This window comes from Geomonas sp. Red32, assembly GCF_023652955.1.
Lineage (GTDB): Bacteria > Desulfobacterota > Desulfuromonadia > Geobacterales > Geobacteraceae > Geomonas.
Genome location: NZ_JAKLOY010000004.1, coordinates 97885 through 115341, shown reverse-complemented (window position 1 = coordinate 115341; position 17457 = coordinate 97885). Strand labels below are relative to the sequence as shown.

At 62.9% G+C, this 17457-nt stretch carries 13 protein-coding genes and 2 tRNA genes; 14 read left to right on the top strand and 1 reads right to left on the bottom strand.

What is annotated here, in order from left to right; all coding sequences use genetic code 11:
* Window positions 1–5: 5 nt before the first annotated feature.
* The 5 genes from L4X63_RS12110 (at window position 6) to L4X63_RS12090 (ending at window position 8913) form a co-directional block, all read left to right on the top strand.
* Entirely contained in the window at window positions 6–1427 is a 1422-nt protein-coding gene (locus L4X63_RS12110) for a GGDEF domain-containing response regulator (RefSeq protein WP_250678895.1), read from the top strand.
* 181 nt (window positions 1428–1608) lie between these two features.
* Window positions 1609–2865, top strand: coding sequence for a histidine--tRNA ligase (gene hisS, locus L4X63_RS12105; RefSeq protein ID WP_250678894.1), 1257 nt, complete (start codon window positions 1609–1611; stop codon window positions 2863–2865).
* A gap of 395 nt (window positions 2866–3260) precedes the next feature.
* Entirely contained in the window at window positions 3261–6743 is a 3483-nt protein-coding gene (gene dnaE / locus L4X63_RS12100) for a DNA polymerase III subunit alpha (RefSeq protein WP_250678893.1), read from the top strand.
* Between the two features lie 100 nt (window positions 6744–6843).
* Entirely contained in the window at window positions 6844–7803 is a 960-nt protein-coding gene (locus L4X63_RS12095; protein ID WP_250678892.1) for an acetyl-CoA carboxylase carboxyltransferase subunit alpha, read from the top strand.
* 267 nt (window positions 7804–8070) lie between these two features.
* Window positions 8071–8913, top strand: a complete 843-nt coding sequence (locus L4X63_RS12090; RefSeq protein ID WP_250678891.1) for a pseudouridine synthase — start codon at window positions 8071–8073, stop codon at window positions 8911–8913.
* Window positions 8914–9111: 198 nt separating this feature from the next.
* On the opposite strand, the gene L4X63_RS12085 is transcribed toward L4X63_RS12090, so the two are convergent.
* On the bottom strand, window positions 9112–9615 hold the full coding sequence (locus L4X63_RS12085) for a Ros/MucR family transcriptional regulator (RefSeq protein ID WP_250678890.1): 504 nt from the start codon (window positions 9613–9615) through the stop codon (window positions 9112–9114).
* A 195-nt stretch (window positions 9616–9810) separates the two neighbouring features.
* Between L4X63_RS12085 and L4X63_RS12080 the strand changes: the two genes are divergently transcribed.
* From L4X63_RS12080 to L4X63_RS12040, 9 genes are all read left to right on the top strand, one after another.
* Window positions 9811–10014: a 4Fe-4S binding protein gene (locus L4X63_RS12080; protein WP_250678889.1), complete on the top strand. Its 204-nt coding sequence runs from the start codon at window positions 9811–9813 to the stop codon at window positions 10012–10014.
* A gap of 109 nt (window positions 10015–10123) precedes the next feature.
* A complete protein-coding gene (locus L4X63_RS12075) occupies window positions 10124–11188 on the top strand; it encodes a 3-methyl-2-oxobutanoate dehydrogenase subunit VorB (RefSeq protein WP_250678888.1) in 1065 nt (354 codons plus the stop codon).
* 21 nt (window positions 11189–11209) lie between these two features.
* Window positions 11210–11953 carry a thiamine pyrophosphate-dependent enzyme gene (locus L4X63_RS12070; protein ID WP_250678887.1) on the top strand — a complete coding sequence of 248 codons (744 nt, stop codon included), beginning with the start codon at window positions 11210–11212 and terminating at the stop codon, window positions 11951–11953.
* 175 nt (window positions 11954–12128) lie between these two features.
* Window positions 12129–12680, top strand: a complete 552-nt coding sequence (locus L4X63_RS12065) for a 2-oxoacid:ferredoxin oxidoreductase subunit gamma family protein (protein ID WP_250678886.1) — start codon at window positions 12129–12131, stop codon at window positions 12678–12680.
* 41 nt (window positions 12681–12721) lie between these two features.
* Window positions 12722–12795, top strand: a tRNA-Gln gene (locus tag L4X63_RS12060).
* Between the two features lie 36 nt (window positions 12796–12831).
* Window positions 12832–12906: transfer RNA gene (locus tag L4X63_RS12055), tRNA-Glu, on the top strand.
* Window positions 12907–13027: 121 nt separating this feature from the next.
* A complete protein-coding gene (locus L4X63_RS12050; RefSeq protein ID WP_250678885.1) occupies window positions 13028–15814 on the top strand; it encodes an SLBB domain-containing protein in 2787 nt (928 codons plus the stop codon).
* Between the two features lie 18 nt (window positions 15815–15832).
* Window positions 15833–16678 (top strand): phosphatase PAP2 family protein, encoded by an 846-nt coding sequence (locus tag L4X63_RS12045; RefSeq protein ID WP_250678884.1) that lies wholly within the window; start codon window positions 15833–15835, stop codon window positions 16676–16678.
* A 103-nt stretch (window positions 16679–16781) separates the two neighbouring features.
* Entirely contained in the window at window positions 16782–17456 is a 675-nt protein-coding gene (locus L4X63_RS12040; RefSeq protein WP_250678883.1) for an HAD family hydrolase, read from the top strand.
* Window position 17457: the final 1 nt, after the last annotated feature.

Genomic DNA, 17457 nt, shown 5'->3' with positions numbered 1-17457 from the left:
GTTTCATGGAAAGGGTTTTAATAGTCGAAGACGACAGCTTCTTCCGGGAGGTCTACACAGATCTTCTGAAGGAGGAGGGGTATCTTGTAGAGACCGCTTCCTCCGGTGAGGAAGCACTCGATCTCATTACCAAACGGCTCTACCACCTGGTAGTGACCGACTTGGTGATGAGCGACGTGAGCGGTCTCGATATCCTTTCCGCGGTCAAGCGTCACGATCCCTCTGTCAGTGTCATCATGGTCACCGGCCACGCCAACGTGGAGACGGCGATCTACGCCCTCAAAAACGGGGCCACCGACTACCTCGTCAAGCCGATCAACCACGACGAGTTCAGGCACATCGTCGCCCACTGCATGCGGCAGCGGAGGCTTTTGGACGAGAACCAGGAACTGCGGGGACTGGTGAATCTCTTCCAGGTCAGCCAGACCATCGCCAACTGCCTCGAGCTCGAGCGGATCTACCCGCTGCTGGTGGACGCCCTCTCCAAAGAGGCCGGCGTTTCCCGCGGTCTCGGCTACTTCACCGAGTCCGGGCAGCTCATCCTTCAGGAGATCAAAGGGCTCGATCAGGGCACCGCCTCGCTGCTCGGGCAGGCCGCCATCACCGAGTGCGACCTGATCGACGACGGCGAGAGCCACTTTGCGACCCTCAAGAATTTCCAGGCGGATCCGGAATGCCGGGACACCGAGCTGCGAGAGGCGATGTGCCTGTATATAAGGCACAAGGGGTCACTGCAGGGAATCATCATCCTGTTCAACGACCCCGGCCAGCCGAGCTTCCCCGGCACCTTGAACGCCAATCACATCACCTTTCTGCTCGACCAGGCCTCGCTGGCGCTCGACAACGCTGCTCGCTACAACTTCGCCAAGGATCTCCTCTACATCGACGAGTTGACCGGCCTGTACAACTACCGCTATCTCGACGTGGTGCTCGATCGCGAGCTCAAGCGTGCCGACCGTTTCGACTCCAGTCTCTCGCTCCTCTTCATCGACATCGACTTCTTCAAGACCGTCAACGACATGTACGGTCACCTGATCGGAAGCCGCGTGCTGAGAGAGGTGGGGACCCTCTTGAGAAAAAGCGTGCGCGATGTGGATGCCGTCATCCGCTACGGCGGGGACGAGTACACCATCGTGCTGGTGGAGACCGGGCTGGAAGGGGCGGCGGTGGTCGCCGAGCGTATCCGCCACTCCATCGAGGAGCATACCTTCGCCCGCGCCGATGGCCTCTCCATCAAGCTGACGGTGAGCCTCGGCTATGCCTGCTCTCCCAAGGACGCCTCCACCAAGGCGGAGCTCCTGGAGTTGGCCGACCAGGCGATGTACCGCGGCAAGGCGGGTGGCAAAAACCTCGCCTTCCACGCCCAGCCGCAACCGGGCAGCGAACCGCAGGCCGCCCAAGGGGAATGGCAACCCCGGAAGCGGTAAAGGGGTGAATGCAAATCCCCCCTGTCCCCCCTTTGACAAGGGGGGGACCATACCCCGCCAGCAAGTGGAGGGGGCGTTACTCCCGCCAGGATGTGGCGGGCACATCTTTATCGGTTGCAACCCGGGCCGCCGGCAGTGCCGCGCGGCTTGTGAATTTTAATAGGCAAGGAGATTTCCGGACGTGGCAATTACTGGCGTGAAAGGGTTCAACGACATCCTCCCGGGCGAGGTTGAGAAGTGGCAGCATATCGAGGCTACGGCCAGGAGGGTTTTCGAGCTGTACGGACTCTCCGAGATCCGGATCCCGATCCTCGAAAAGACTGAGCTTTTCTGCCGCTCCATTGGCGACGCCACCGACATCGTCGAGAAGGAGATGTACTCCTTCGAGGACAAGGGTGGGAACAAGGTCACCATGCGTCCGGAAGGGACCGCCTCGGTGATGCGCGCCTTCATCGAGCACAAGATGCACGCCCTCGATCCGGTCGCCCGCCTGTACTACATGGGCCCCATGTTCCGCTACGAGCGCCCGCAGAAGGGTCGCTACCGCCAGTTCCACCAGATCGGCGCCGAGATCACCGGGGTCTCCTCCCCGACGGTGGATGCCCAGGTGCTCACCATGCTGACCCACTTCTTCCAGGAGCTGGGGCTCACCGAGCCGTCCCTGCAGGTCAATTCCCTCGGCTGCCCCTGCTGCCGTCCGAACTACCGCGAGGCGCTGAAAAGCTTCCTCTACGAGCGGATCGAGCTTTTGTGCGACGACTGCAAGCGGCGCTACGAGACCAATCCCCTCCGGGCGCTCGACTGCAAGTCTCCCGGCTGCCAGGAGGCCACCAAGGGCGCTCCCTCCATGCTCCAGTACCTCTGCGACGACTGCTCGACCCACTTCGGCAAGACCCGCAGCTATCTCGACCTGGTCGGGACCCCTTACGCCATCAACGAGCGGATGGTGCGCGGCCTCGACTACTACACCAGGACCACTTTCGAGATGGTCACCACCATGCTGGGCGCCCAGAGCGCGGTGGCGGCCGGCGGCCGCTACGATGGGCTCATCTCGGAGCTGGGCGGTCCCCAGATCCCGGGGATCGGTTTCGCCATGGGGGTGGAGCGGGTGGCGCTTTTGCTGGCGGAGAAGGAGTTCGCCAGGCGCCCGGATCTCTTCATCGCCGCCATCGGGGAAGAGGCTCACGCCGAGGCCTTCCGGCTGATGGCAGCCCTCCAGCGTAACGGCATCGCGGTCGAGATCGACTACGAAGGGAAGAGCCTCAAAAGCCAGATGCGGCGGGCGGACAAGTTCAACTCCCGCTTCACGCTCATCATCGGCGAGGACGAGCTGGCCAAGAGTGCGGCGCCGCTGAAGAATATGGACGGCGGCACGCAGGAAGAGATCGCCCTCGACGCAGCGCTGATCGCCAAGGTCATCAAGGTCATCAAGGGATAAGAAGCAAAGGCAAATCCCCCCTGTCCCCCCTTCGCAAAGGGGGGGGACCTCTTTTCCCCCTCCACTGGTGGGAGGGGGCTAGGGGGTGGGGGAGGCCGGCGGCGGAGCTGATGCTGGCTGGGGCAAAAATTCCCCCTGTCCCCCCTTCGCAAAGGGGGGGACGTAAGGGGCTGAGTTCTCACCTAGGCCACGGCTTCCTGAAGATAAAAATCTCTCTCTGTCACGGGCTTACCCGCGCTGTTCAATTGACACAGAGTCTCCATTCGTGGTAACAATCCCCCTACATTTTTCACCGTAAGATAACCTCACGGGAGCCGACAAAAAGGCTCCCTTTGTCGTGTCGAGAGCAGGCTGTATCGGCTCTCCCGCCAGCGCATACTTCAGGACCGTTTGTTATGGATTCGGCAGAATCGGCCAACTTCGTACATCTCCATCTCCACTCCCAGTACTCCCTCTTGGACGGCGCCATCCGTATCGGCGACCTGGTCAAGAAGGCCAAGGAATACCACATGCCGGCGGTGGCGGTTACCGACCACGGCAACATGTTCGGTTCCCTCGAGTTCTATCTCAAGGCCAAGGATAAAGGGATCAGGCCGATCCTCGGGTGCGAGGTCTACATCGCCCCCGGCTCCCGCCTCGAGAAGAAGGCCCCCTCCGCCGCCAATCCCGTCACGAGCTACCATCTCATCCTGCTGGCCGAGAACATGGCCGGCTTCAAGAACCTCTGCTACCTGACCTCCGCAGGCTACAAGGACGGCTTCTACCGCCGCCCCCGCATCGACAAGGAGCTCCTGGAGAAGCACCGGGAAGGGCTCATCTGCCTCTCCGCCTGCCTGCAGGGTGAGGTCGCCTACCTGGCCGGCCGCAACAAGATGGACGAGGCCCGGGCCGCCGCCAAGTGGTACTCCGAGATGTTCCCGGACAGCTACTACCTGGAGATCCAGGAGAACGGGCTCCCCGAGCAGAGGATCGCCAACGACCGCGTGATGGAGATCGCCCGCGAGATGGGTCTGCCGCTGGTCGCCACCAACGACTGCCACTACCTCAATAAAGAGGACGCCAAGGCGCACGAGATCCTCCTCTGCATCCAGACCGGGAAGACCATGAGCGACCCGTCCCGGATGCGCTTCACCACCGAGGCCTTCTACCTGAAGAGCCCGGAGGAGATGGCGAAGGAGTTCCACTACTGCCCCGAGGCGCTCGCCAACACCGTCAAGATCGCCGAGCGCTGCAATTACGAGTTCGACTTCAAGACCTACCACTTCCCCGCCTACGAGGCGCCGCCGGGCGAGACCCTCGACCAGCAGCTGGAACGCGAGGCCATCGAGGGGCTCGATCTCCGCCTCAAGAAGATCAAGATCAAGTATCCCAACCTGACCGCCGAGCAGGAGCAGGCCTACCACGCCCGCCTGCGCATCGAGCTCGATTGCATCCGGCACATGGGGTTCCCGGGCTACTTCCTGATCGTCGCGGACTTCATCAACTGGGCCAAGGACCACGGCATCCCGGTGGGGCCGGGCAGGGGCTCGGCGGCAGGTTCCCTGGTCGCCTTCTGCATCAGGATCACCGACATCGACCCGATGCCGTACAACCTGCTGTTCGAGCGATTCCTCAATCCCGAACGTATCTCCATGCCTGATATCGACGTCGACTTCTGTCAGGACCGCCGCGAAGAGGTGATCCAGTACATGGTCGACCGCTACGGCAGGGATAAGGTCTGCCAGATCGCCGCCTTCGGTACCATGGCCGCCCGCGGCGTCATCCGCGACGTGGGGCGCGCGCTCGATCTCACCTTCGCCGACGTGGACAAGATCGCCAAGCTGATCCCCGAGGTGCTCGGCATCACGCTCGACAAGGCGATCGAGCAGGAGCCCAAGATCAAGGAGCTGATGGCGGAAGACCCGCGGGTGAACGAGGTCATGACCGTCGCCCTGCGCCTCGAAGGCCTTGCCCGCCACATTTCCACCCACGCCGCGGGCCTCGTGGTCGCGCCCAAGCAGATGGAGGAGTTTGCCCCGGTCTACAAGGATCAGAAGACCGGATCGCTGACCACCCAGTACTCGATGAAGTACGTGGAGAAGGTCGGCCTGGTGAAGTTCGACTTCCTGGGGTTAAAGAACCTCACCGTCATCGACAACGCCTGCAAGCACATCCGTAACGGCAAGGACCCGAACTTCGACATCACGCTGTTGACCGACGACGACGAGGAGTCTTACAAGCTTCTGCAGGCCGGCAACACCACCGGCGTCTTCCAGCTCGAGTCCTCCGGCATGAAGGAGCTCCTCGTCAAGCTGAAGCCCTCCTGCTTCGAGGACATCATCGCAGTCTGCGCCCTCTACCGTCCGGGTCCGCTCGGGAGCGGCATGGTGGACGCCTTCATCGAGTGCAAGCACGGCCGCAAGGCGGTCGTCTACGATCTGCCGCAGCTCGAGCCGATCCTCAAGGACACCTACGGCGTCATCGTCTACCAGGAGCAGGTCATGCAGATCGCCCGCTCGCTGGCGGGCTACTCGCTGGGGGGCGCCGACCTTCTGCGCCGCGCCATGGGTAAGAAAGACGCCGAACAGATGGCCAAGGAGCGCCTGAAGTTCATGGAGGGGTCCGAGAAGCTCGGGCTCGACCCCAAAAAGTGCGCCGGCATCTTCGACCTGATGGCCAAGTTCGCCGAGTACGGCTTCAACAAGTCGCACTCCGCCGCCTACGCGCTGGTCGCCTACCAGACCGCCTACCTGAAAGCCCACTACCCGGTGGAGTTCATGGCCGCCCTCCTCACCGAGGACATGAGCAACACCGACAAGGTCATCAAGAGCATCGGCGACTGCCGCGAGATGGGGATCCAGGTCCTGCCGCCGGACATCAACGAGTCGCTCAGATCCTTCCGGGTGCTCGACGACGCCATGCGCTTTGGCCTCGGCGCCGTGAAGAACGTGGGGGAGGGGGCCATCGAGGCGATCCTGGAGGCGCGCGGCGAGGAGCCGTTCACCGATCTCTACGAATTCTGTGAAAGGGTCGATCTCAGGCGCTGCAACAAGCGGGTGATCGAGGCGCTCATCAAAAGCGGCGCCTTCGACTGCACCGGTTACAAACGTGCCCAGATGTTGGCGGCACTCGACGACGCCGCGGCGCAGGGGCAGAAGATCCAGCAGGAGAAGGAGAGCGCCCAGGTATCGCTCTTCGGCGTCGCCGAGATCGTGCGGGGACCGGGAGGAGGCTCCAAGAAGTTCCCCGACATCCCCGAGTGGGACGAGAAGTATCGCCTGGGGTGCGAGAAGGAGGCCATCGGCTTTTTCATTTCCGGACACCCGCTGGACCGCTGGGTCTCCGACATGCGCCGGTTCTCCACCGTCGACACCTCCACCATCCAGGAGGCCAAGGACAAGAGCGAGGTGAAACTCTGCGGCGTCTCCACCACCTGCAAGGAGATCATCACCAAGAAGGGGGACCGGATGGGGTTCATCACCCTGGAGGACCTGATGGGTTCCCTCGAGGTGGTGGTCTTCTCCGACGTCTACGCCCGCTGCTCCGAGTACCTCAAAAACGACGACCCGATCCACGTGACCGGCACCGTCGAGCACGGTGAAAAGGGGGCCAAGGTGATGGCCACCGACATCGTTCTCCTGAAGGATCTGGTCGAGCGGGAGACCCGCCGGGTGAATTTCACTATCGACGCCCAGGAGGCCGATGCCGGCAAGCTTAATACGCTCAAGGGGATACTCTCAAAGTACCGCGGAAGCTGCCGGAGTTTCCTTCATATGAACCTGGAGAATGGCTCGCGGGTTACCGTCAAGCTCTCCGACATGTACAAAGTGGCGGCCAGTGAAGAATTAACAGTGGAAGTAGGGAACCTCTTCGGCTATAATGCCGTCTCATTTGAATAAGCACGGACTCCCCACCGCACTCATTTCCTGAAGTGAGCTGCGGTTTTATCTGTTTTACTCACTGGTGGGGAAGAATCTAAAGACAAGGAGATGATGATATATGGCACTGCAACAAAGCTACCTGGACTTCGAGAAACCGCTGGCCGAGCTGGAGAAGAAGATCCAGGAACTGCTCGCTTTCTCCACCGAAGGGGTGGATCTCAAGGGTGAAGTAGAGAAGCTCGAGAAGAAGGCGGAGCAGATGCGTGAGGATATGTTCTCCAATCTCTCCCGCTGGCAGACCGCGCAGGTCGCCCGTCATATCAACCGTCCCTTTACCCTCGACTACGTGAACCTCATCTTCACCGAGTTCGTCGAGCTCCACGGCGACCGCAACTACGGCGACGACCACGCCATCGTAGGGGGCCTTGCCAGGCTCGACGACCAGCCGGTGATGATCATCGGCCACCAGAAGGGGCGCGACACCAAGGAGAAGGTGTTCCGCAACTTCGGCATGCCCAACCCGGAAGGGTACCGCAAGGCGCTCCGGCTGATGGAGATGGCCGAGCGCTTTAAGCTCCCGATCATCACCTTCGTCGACACCCCGGGCGCCTTCCCGGGCATCGGCGCCGAGGAGCGCGGCCAGGCCGAAGCCATCGCCCGTAACCTCCGCGAGATGAGCCGCCTCACCGTTCCCATCATCGTCGTCATCACCGGCGAGGGTGGCTCCGGCGGCGCGCTCGCCATCGCGGTCGGCGACCGCATCCTCATGCTGCAGCACTCGGTCTACGCCGTCATCTCCCCGGAAGGGTGCGCCGCCATCCTCTGGTCCGACGGCACCAAGGGGGCCCAGGCCGCCGAGGCCCTGAAGCTCACCGCCAAGGACATCAAGGAGCTCGACGTCATCGACGAGATCGTCCCCGAGCCGGCTGGCGGCGCCCACCGCGCCCACGAGGCGATGGCGAAGAGTCTCCACGAGGCGCTCTCCAGGAACCTGGCCGAGCTGATGAAGATTCCGGCCGAGGAGCTCATCGAGCAGCGCTACCAGAAGTTCAGGAAGATGTCCCGCTTTGCCGAGTAATCGCAAAGCCCTCTGATAGAGAACAGGAAGGCGCCTCCAGACATGGAGCCGCCTTTTTGTCTTTTTTGATTCAACGAAAGAGCTGGCCTCGCGTTCCCCCCTTTGCGAAGGGGGGACAGGGGGGATTTTAACGCTGTAGGCCCTGCCGACCCTTTCCGCAGTGGCTGGCTTCCCCCACCCCCCTCCCTCCAGGGGAGGGGGAAGAGAGCTCCTTCAGTGAGAGGGACCGGGTGAGGATGGGGTAATAACCGTTAACGGAGAATTTACATGCAGGAACGTTTGCAGAAGATACTGTCGCAGGCAGGGGTAGCTTCCCGCCGCGAGGCCGAGAAGATCATCCTCGACGGCAGGGTGAAGGTGAACGGCGAGGTGGTGGCCGAGCTCGGCTCCAAGGCCGATCCCGACAACGACGTCATCACCGTCGACGGCAAGGCCATCGTCGTGGCCGAAAACCGGGTCGTCATCCTTCTCTACAAGCCGGTCGGCTACATGACCACCATGAAGGACCCCGAAGGGCGCCCGATCGTGACCGATCTTTTGAAGGGGGTGAAGGAGCGGGTCTATCCCATCGGCCGCCTCGACTACAACACCGAAGGGCTTCTCCTTTTGACCAACGACGGCGAGCTCGCCAACACCCTCATGCATCCGAGCCACGAGGTGGACAAAGGGTACCTGGTGCGGGTGAGCGGAAAGGTTTCCGAGGAACAGATCGGCAAGCTTACCGAAGGGGTGGAGCTGGAGGACGGCATGACGGCACCCGCCAAGGTGGCGCCGGTCAGCGAGAGCGAGCACAACAGCTGGATTTCGATCACCATCCACGAGGGCCGCTACCGCCAGGTGCGCCGCATGTGCGAGGCGGTGGGGCTGAGCGTCGTGAGGCTGAAAAGATCGCGCTACGACTTCCTGGAGATCGGCGACCTCAAGCCGGGGAACTTCCGCTTTCTCGCCCCGGAGGAGGTCACCCGCCTCAAGCGGAAGGTCTATGCCGGATCCGGCCGCGCCCCGCGCAAGACCGGTATCGTCGCCCGCCGCCAACCTTCTTCCCCCTCCCCTGGAGGGAGGGGGCGAGGGGGTGGGGGAGGCCGGCCCGGGGGAAAGCCGCGAGGATAACCGTAATCGCCAAGGGGCAACGCAGAACCGGCCAGAGGCAAATCCCCCCTGTCCCCCCTTTGACAAGGGGGGGACCTACTTTCCCCCATGTTGCCAGTGAATGTTTCATTGGGAGGGATTCTGCCGCTAAGGTTATACCTGAACAAAAAGAAGCCACCCCTCGGGCGGCTTTTTTTTTGCGGCAGGAAATAGGGGAGATCAGGCGCTCATCCGTTTCTGCTTGGGCTGCCGCGGCTCTTTGGCCGGCTTTCTTTCGCCACCGGCTTTGGCTGCCAGTTTCGCGGCCCGGACGGCCCTGGCCTTGGCGAGATTGTCGGCGAGCCCCTTCTCCTGGGCCATCCTGCGGCGGGCCTCGGAGAAGTTCTTGGCGGTGAGAGCCTGGTTGCTCGGGATGCCGAACTGCTTCCGGTATTCCCCTGGCTTCATCCCGTGGACCTGGGCCAGGTGCCGGGCCAGAGTCTTCATACCGGTTTTGCCGCAGAGCATGCAGGTTATCTGGTCCGGTTGGAAGGCCCTTTTCAAAGAAACGGCGGGCCCCTTGCCCTCGGGCTTTTCACCACCTTCGCCGCTTTCCACTTCCAATTTCTGCAGGGCGACGTGAACCTTCTGCAGTTCCTGAAGCAGATCCTCGCCGGACATCTCGGTTACCGACGCGTGCGACGAGACTATGTTGGCCGTCAGTTCGAGCAGTGATGATGCCATCTCGGTGGTCCTCCTTTCCTGTTTTTAACGTGCAAAAATTTATTAATTTTTATTAAACTATAAGACCAAGCAAAAGCAAGCGAGAAATCTTTACTCAAAACAAAAAAAGTTGACGTAAGCGACAGGTTTCTGCTAGTTTCAGCCGCTAATTGGATGCGGTTCGGCACCGCTGTCGGTATGTGAGGAAAGTTGCTTATGGCAAGAATTGAGATTGATCAGTTGAGATGCAAAGGGTGCGGTCTCTGCACCATAGCCTGCCCCCGTAAGCTGATACAGCTCTGCGAACGGGTCAATATCCAGGGCTACACACCGGCCGAGGCTCCGAATCTGGAGCAGTGTACCGGGTGTGCTCTCTGCGCCGAAATCTGTCCTGACGTAGCCATCACTGTCTACAAATAAGTCAATGTCACCGCTTCTGTGACTCTGGTCTGATCGGGCGGGCCCGCCGTTATGCCTTCCCTCGATCGAGCTACATGGAGTCATGCAGTTTTTTATGCTGGAGGTCCACGTGTCGAAAAGACTGTTCGTTAAGGGAAACGAGGCTGCCGCCATGGGGGCCCTGGAAGCCGGGTGCCGCTACTACTTCGGCTACCCCATCACCCCGCAAAGCGACATTCCCGAGTACCTCTCCCGCGAGCTTCCCGGGCTTGGCGGCGAATTCATCCAGGCCGAGAGCGAAGTCGCCTCCATCAACATGCTCCTGGGCGCCTCCGCCTGCGGCAAGCGCGCCATGACCTCCTCGTCGAGCCCCGGCATCTCCTTGAAGCAGGAGGGGATCTCCTACATGGCCGGCTCCGAGCTCCCCGGCGTCATCATCAACATCTCCCGCTCCGGCCCCGGCCTCGGCGGGATCGATGCCTCCCAGTCCGATTACTTCCAGTCGGTGAAGGGGGGAGGGCACGGCGGCTACCATATCCCGGTGCTGGCCCCCAACAGCGTGCAGGAGATGTACGACCTGACCATGCATGCCTTCGACCTCGCCGATCTCTACCGCACCCCGGTCATGGTGCTGGGGGACTCGGTGGTCGGGCAGATGAAGGAAGCGCTCGTCCCCAATCCCCGTCCCCAGCGCGAGCTCCCGGAGAAGGATTGGGCGGTCCGCGGCAAAGGGGGAGGGGAGCAGCGGGTGGTCAAGTCCCTGTTCCTCGGCGACGGTGAGCTCGAGGCCCACAACTGGAAGCTCCACGCCAAGTACCAGGTGATGAAGGAAAAGGAGGTCATGTACGAGACCTACCTGGCCGACGACGCCGAACTCTTGGTGACCGGCTTCGGCTCGGTCTCCCGCATCGCACAGACCGCGATAGCCATGGCGCGCGAGGAGGGGCTGAAGGTAGGCCTCTTCCGCCCCATCACCCTTTTCCCCTTCCCGGAGAAGGCGCTCGCCGAGGCCGGGATCCGGGCCGGGCGGGTGCTGGTGGTCGAGCTCAACTGCGGACAGATGGTGGAAGATGTCCGGCTGGCCGTCAACGGCAAGGCCGAGGTCGGCTTCTACGGCCGCCCGCCGGGGGCCGGCTCGCTCCCGTCTCCGGAAGAGCTTCTGGACGTGATCCGGAAGAGTTGCGCCAGGATTTAATACCTTAACGAGGGAAGCAGCATGGAACAGGTTTTCAAGAGGCCGGTGAGCCTCAAGGACGTTCAGACCCATTTCTGCCCGGGGTGCCATCACGGCACCATTCATCGCCTGGTGGCCGACGCCATGGACTTCCACGGCGTGCAGCAGGAAACCATCGGGGTCGCCTCGGTCGGGTGCTCGGTGTTTCTCTACGGCTACTTCGACATCGACGTGGTCGAGGCCCCGCACGGGCGCGCCTCGGCGGTCGCCACCGGCGTCAAACGGGCCCGCCCCGACCGCTTCGTCTTCACCTACCAGGGTGACGGCGACCTGGCCGCCATCGGGACCGCCGAGATCATCCACGCCGCCAACCGTGGCGAGGACATCACCGTCGTCTTCGTGAACAACACCACCTACGGGATGACCGGGGGACAGATGGCTCCCACCACCCTGGTGGGGCAGAAGACCTCCACCTCCCCCTACGGCCGCGACCGGAAGAAAGACGGCTCTCCCATCAAGATGGCCGAACTTTTGGCCCAGCTGGGCGGGGTCGCCTATTCCGCGAGGGTGGCGGTCGATTCCCCCAAGAACCTCATCCAGGCCAAGAAGGTGATGCGCGAGGCCTTCGGCTACCAGGCCCAGGGGAAAGGGTTCTCCTTCGTGGAAGTCCTCTCCGCTTGCCCTACCAACTGGGGGATGACGCCGCTCAAGGCCAATGCCCGCGTGGGCGAGGAGATGATCCCGTACTTCCAGCTCGGGATCTTCAAGCAGGAAGGGAACGAGTAGCTCTCGCGCCCTTTAGAAACGGTCTCCAAGCGGGTTCTAAGTCCCACTTGATAATGGGGAATTTGGGGGAGTGCTTCGCCATCTGTAGAGGCAAATCCCCCCTGTCCCCCCTTTGACAAGGGGGGGGCTGTGTCCGCCGAGCTGAAGTGATCATATTCATGTAGTAGGAGGGATCATGCGGTACGATCTGATGATAGCCGGTTTCGGCGGGCAGGGGGTGCTCCTGGCCGGGAACCTCCTGTCCTATGCCGCCATAGAGGAAGGAAAGAACGTCAGCTACTTCCCCGCGTACGGGGTCGAGAAGAGGGGAGGCTCCGCCACCTGCACGGTGGTGATCGCCGACGGTGCGGTCGGCTCCCCGGTGGTGGGAAATCCCTCCACCCTGGTGGTGCTGAACCAGGCTTCCCTGGAACGTTTCGGGAGCAAGGTCCGCCCGGGCGGGATCTGCATCTACAACTCCTCGCTGGTGGACGTCTCCGGCCTTGACCGCGGCGACATCACCCTGGTCCCGGTTCCCATGAACGAGATCGCCATGGAGCTTGGCGACTCCCGCATGGTCAACATGGTGGCCGTCGGGGCGTACCTGGCGCTGGTCCCCGCCGTGGGGACCGCCTCGGTCGCCGGCGCGCTCGAGCAGGCGCTCCCCGAGAGGAACCACCGCTTCATCCCCGCCAACCTCAAGGCGATCGAGGCAGGGGGGGCGGCGGCCCGGCAGAAAAAAGCTTGACTTTCGACTGCCGGATTTGCTATTAAGTTGGTCTCTCTTGTTGGGGTATCGCCAAGCGGTAAGGCAACGGACTCTGACTCCGTCATCCAAGGTTCGAATCCTTGTACCCCAGCCAATTCATAAAGGTCATAGCTTCGGCCCGGCCTTTTCCGGTCCCATCGTCTAGTGGTTAGGACACCGGCCTTTCACGTCGGTAACAGGGGTTCAAGTCCCCTTGGGATCACCATAAAGAAGACAGCGTCCCCCGGGGCGCTGTTTTTTTTTGCCCGCCGCCCGGTTTTGCTGTTGCCAACCGTAGCCAACTCGCTTATTTTATTCTGTCTTAAACTACGCTGGCTGAGGTTTTCATGAGAAAAGTTCTCGCCGTACTCCTTCTGTGCCTTACCATCCTCCAGCCCCCCCTTGCGCTGGCCGCCACCGACCCGGCGTTCCAGGGGGGCCAGGTCTCCTCCGATCAGCAGCAAGCCCCCGAGCAGTCCAGCGACCAGCCCCCGGCAGGCGACCAGCAATCCGACACCGGCGACCAGCCGCAGAAGAAAGAGACCATCCGCCCGAATGAAACGGACGCCAACGGTAAGGTGACCACCACCAAGCTCAAGCTGAGGGGCGAGGCGGGGGACGAAGAGATCGTCATCAACTGGTACGCCCCCGAACCGGGCGACACCCCGGTCGATACCTACACCATCAGCTACCACAGCGAGCGCGACAAGGTCGAGCGGCGGCTGGAGAAGATCAAGGGTAACAACTACCGCCTGCGCGGGCTTAAAAACGGCATCGTCCACTACGTGAGGGTGTCCGGTTACAGCAAGGAAGGGAAGGAGGTCGCCTCCTCCGAGGAGATCACGGTCACCCCGCTTCCTCCCGAGGATTCGAGTTCCGCCATCGAGCGCTCCTTCTCCCGCGGATTGAAGGCGATGACCCGCAAGGTCGACGGGAAAGAGGTCAAACTCGCCCTCACCCAGTTCGGCTATGACTTCTTCACCAACGCCGGCGCCGCCTCCCGCGACAACCTCCCGGTCGGTTCCGACTACGTCATCGGCCCGGGCGACTCGCTCCGGCTCGACATCTGGGGGACCACCCAGGGGCGCTACGACCTCGAAGTCGATCGCAACGGCGAGATCACCATCCCCCGGATCGGGGCCGTCAAGGTCTGGGGACTCACCTACGCCCAGCTCCGCGGCGTGGTCGACAAGTCCATCTCCCGCTACTTCAAGGGGTACGAATTCAACATCACCCTCGGCAAGCTCCGCACCATCCAGATCTTCGTGGTGGGAGAGGTGCAGGCTCCCGGCGCCTACACGGTGAGCTCGCTCTCCTCGGCCATCAACGCCCTTTCCGCCGCCGGCGGCCCCACCAAGAGCGGGTCGCTGCGCCAGGTGCGGCTGGTGAGGGGAGGGAAGACGGTCCAGGATATCGACCTGTACTCCATGTTCCTCTCCGGCGACCGCAGCCGCGACGTCCGGGTGGAAAACGGCGACACCCTCTTCGTGCCGGTCATCGGCCCGGTGGCGGCGGTGGCGGGAGAGGTCAAGCGCCCCGGCATCTACGAGCTCAAAGGGCCCGCCACCCTCTCGTCGGTCATCGAGATGGCGGGGGGGATCAGCGCCTCCGGCGACAAGGGGCGGATCCAGGTCGAGCGGCTGGAAGGGAACAGCTCCCGCGTGATCCACGACTACCTCCCCAAGGGGGGCCAGCTCGAGCAGGAGCTCGCCTCGATCCCCATCTCCGACCACGACATGGTCAAGGTCTTCCCCTTCTACGACGTGGCGCGCCAGGTGGTGACCCTCTCGGGGAACGTCTCCCGCCCCGGCGAATACCAGTACCGTAAGGGGATGCGTCTGCGCGACCTCCTCCCGGGGTACGACGCGATCCTCCCCGACACCTATCTCGGTTCGGCCGAGATCACCCGCCAGGTGCTCCCCGACCGGCACCTCGAGAAGCTCTCCGCGAACCTCGGCAAGGCCCTTTCGGGGGATGCCAAGGAGAACATCGAGTTGAGGGACCAGGACGAGGTCAAGGTCTTCTCGCTCTGGCAGATGCAGGAGCGGCCGATGGTCTCCATCACCGGCGAGGTGAAGAAGGCCGGCAACTACCCGTTCTACCCCCGCATGACCGTGCGCGACCTGTTGGCCGCCGCCGGGAGCCTCAAGCGTAACGCCCTCATGGAGGACGCCGAGCTCACCAGGATCGACATCAGCCGCGGCTCCGCCACCCCCACCCGGATCAATCTCGACCTGAAAAAGGCGCTGGCCGGCGACCCCTCCGCCAATCTCGAGCTCCAGCCGGACGACGTCCTCATCGTCAGGAGCATCACCCAATGGCTGGAGATGACCGACCGTTTCATCACCCTCAAAGGTGAGGTCCGCTATCCGGGCAAGTATTCTATCACTAAGGGAGAGCGGCTGAGCTCGGTCATCGAGCGGGCCGGCGGCTTCACCGACCGGGCCTACCTGCGCGGCGCCCGCTTCACCAGGAAGTCGGTGCAGGTGCTGCAGCAAAAACGGATGGACGAGGTGATCGCCCGCAGCGAGCAGGACATCCTGAGAAAGCAGAGCGAGCTCTCCGCGGTCTCCTCCTCCAGCGAGGATCTGGCCGCCAACAAGGCCGCCCTCGACAGCCTCATGAAGAGCCTGGAAACGCTGAAGCTGAAGAAGGCGGAAGGACGCATCGTCATTAGCCTTTTGCCGCCGGAGAAGCTCGCCAAGTCCAAGTTCGACCTGGAGCTCATGGGTGGGGACATCCTCGACGTCCCGGCCACCCCGAGCGTGGTGAGCGTGATGGGGCAGGTCTACAGCCCTGCCACCTTCGTCTTCAGCGACGACGGCACCGTTTCCAAGTACCTTTCGAGCTCCGGCGGCCCGCTCAACGACGCCGACACCTCCGAGATGTACGTGCTGCGGGCGGACGGCACCGTGCTCAGCAGGAGCCAGTCCTCCTTCGGATTCAGCTGGGACGAAAGCGACAAGACCTGGCACTTCGGGAGCTTCCTCTCCAGGACGCTCTGGCCGGGGGACACCGTGGTCGTTCCGCAGAAACTCGACCGGATAGCCTGGCTGAGGGAGATCAAGGACATCACCACCATCGTTTCGCAGGTTGCTCTCACCGCCGGTACCATCTGGCTCTTCTTCAAGTAGCGGGTAAGGGGGCTTACGATGGTGACATCGAAAGGGGTTGTGCCGGTGGCAGTGCGGAGTGCCGTTCGCCTGCTGGCCGCGCTGGTGCTGGCAGTGGGGCTTTTTCCGGCCACGCCGGTCTTGGCAGTCGAGAACGTCTTCACCAGCACCGCTGCGGTGAAGGAGGAGGCGGGGCGGATAGGGGACGAGAGCCTTCTGTTCGCAACCGGCCCCGTCGATCCCTACTGGGTCCAGACCATTGCCGCGGCGGGAGCCTTTGCCGCCGCCTACGTCTATGACCGGGACATCCGCTCGGACCTTGCAGGGGTCCACACCAGCACCCTCGATCACGTCACCCGCTGGGGGAGCCTGGCCGGGGATCCCTACATCCACCTCGGGGTGGCCGCGACCCTCTATGGAGCCGGTGCACTGACCGATTCGCCGCGGGTCCTTCTTTTGGGACAAAAGCTCGGCGAGGCCCTCCTTTTGGCCGACGGCACCACGCTGATCCTCAAGGAGGCGGTGGGGCGGGCGAGACCGGAGGCCGGGAAGGGGGAATCGGACTACCGTCCTTTCCGCTTCGACGGCGATTATTCGCTCCCATCCATGCACACCGCGAGCTCCTTCGCCGTGGCCCACGTGCTGGCCGCCGAGAGCGACTCCTGGGGGGTAAAGGCCCTTTGCTATACCGGTGCCACCCTGGTGGGCTTCTCCCGTCTCTACCGGGACCAGCACTGGGCGAGCGACGTGGTGCTGGGGGCCGCCATCGGCGAACTGGCCGGGAGTGCCGTCACCAGGTACTACGACCTCCACGGCGCCAAGGTCACCGTCACCCCGGCGAGCCTTGGGGGCGCCCCGGGCCTCGCCCTCTCCGGCCGTTTCTGAGCCTGCGTCCAGCCAGGGCGGTCACCCCGTGCCATGCGGGTCCGGTAAAACAGAGAATGAGCACACAAGCCGTCCTCCGGGCGGCCCGGGATAAGGAGCACCAATGCTAGACGCAGTAATTTTCGACTTCGACGGCATCATCGTCGACAGCGAACCGCTTCACTACAAAGCCTTCCAGGAAGTGCTGGTCCCCTTAGGGCTCGGCTACTCCTGGCAGCAGTACCTCGATGAGTACCTGGGGTTCGACGACCGCGACGCCTTCCGCGAGTCCTTCCGGGCCGGCGGGCGCCACCTTTCCGGCGAGGAGCTCCATCGCTTAATGGCGGAAAAAGCCGAGGCCTTCATCCGCATCGTCTCCGCCGGGGTCGCCCCCTATTCGGGCGTCGTCGAGCTGATCCGCTCCATCTCCGGCACCCTGCCGCTCGCCCTTTGCAGCGGCGCCCTGAGAAGCGACATCGATCCCGTCCTCGAGCAGCTCTCGCTGACCGGAGCCTTCGACGTCATCGTCACCGCCAACGAGGTGGCCGCCAGCAAGCCCGACCCGGAGAGCTACCTCATGGCGCTCAAGCGCCTCCAGGAAAGGTTCCCCGGTGCGGTCAAGGCCGCCTCGACCCTCGCCGTCGAGGACACCCCGGCCGGCATCGCCTCCGCCACCGGCGCCGGTCTCAAGGTGCTGGGGGTGACCAACAGCTATCCCGAAGAGCGGCTCACCGGAGCCGTGAAGGTGGTGGATTCGCTGGCCGGCGTCGACCTGGAAAGCCTCCGCCTCCTCATCTAAG

Bases quoted from the DNA above. Each gene is read 5' to 3' on its own strand.
- L4X63_RS12065 (WP_250678886.1), top strand. From the start codon at position 12,129: ATGCGGTACGATCTGATGATAGCCGGTTTCGGCGGGCAGGGGGTGCTC.
- L4X63_RS12095 (WP_250678892.1), top strand. From the start codon at position 6,844: ATGGCACTGCAACAAAGCTACCTGGACTTCGAGAAACCGCTGGCCGAG.
- L4X63_RS12070 (WP_250678887.1), top strand. From the start codon at position 11,210: ATGGAACAGGTTTTCAAGAGGCCGGTGAGCCTCAAGGACGTTCAGACC.
- L4X63_RS12110 (WP_250678895.1), top strand. From the start codon at position 6: ATGGAAAGGGTTTTAATAGTCGAAGACGACAGCTTCTTCCGGGAGGTC.
- L4X63_RS12090 (WP_250678891.1), top strand. From the start codon at position 8,071: ATGCAGGAACGTTTGCAGAAGATACTGTCGCAGGCAGGGGTAGCTTCC.
- L4X63_RS12040 (WP_250678883.1), top strand. From the start codon at position 16,782: ATGCTAGACGCAGTAATTTTCGACTTCGACGGCATCATCGTCGACAGC.
- L4X63_RS12085 (WP_250678890.1), bottom strand. From the start codon at position 9,615: ATGGCATCATCACTGCTCGAACTGACGGCCAACATAGTCTCGTCGCAC.
- dnaE (WP_250678893.1), top strand. From the start codon at position 3,261: ATGGATTCGGCAGAATCGGCCAACTTCGTACATCTCCATCTCCACTCC.
- L4X63_RS12050 (WP_250678885.1), top strand. From the start codon at position 13,028: ATGAGAAAAGTTCTCGCCGTACTCCTTCTGTGCCTTACCATCCTCCAG.
- L4X63_RS12080 (WP_250678889.1), top strand. From the start codon at position 9,811: ATGGCAAGAATTGAGATTGATCAGTTGAGATGCAAAGGGTGCGGTCTC.
- L4X63_RS12045 (WP_250678884.1), top strand. From the start codon at position 15,833: ATGGTGACATCGAAAGGGGTTGTGCCGGTGGCAGTGCGGAGTGCCGTT.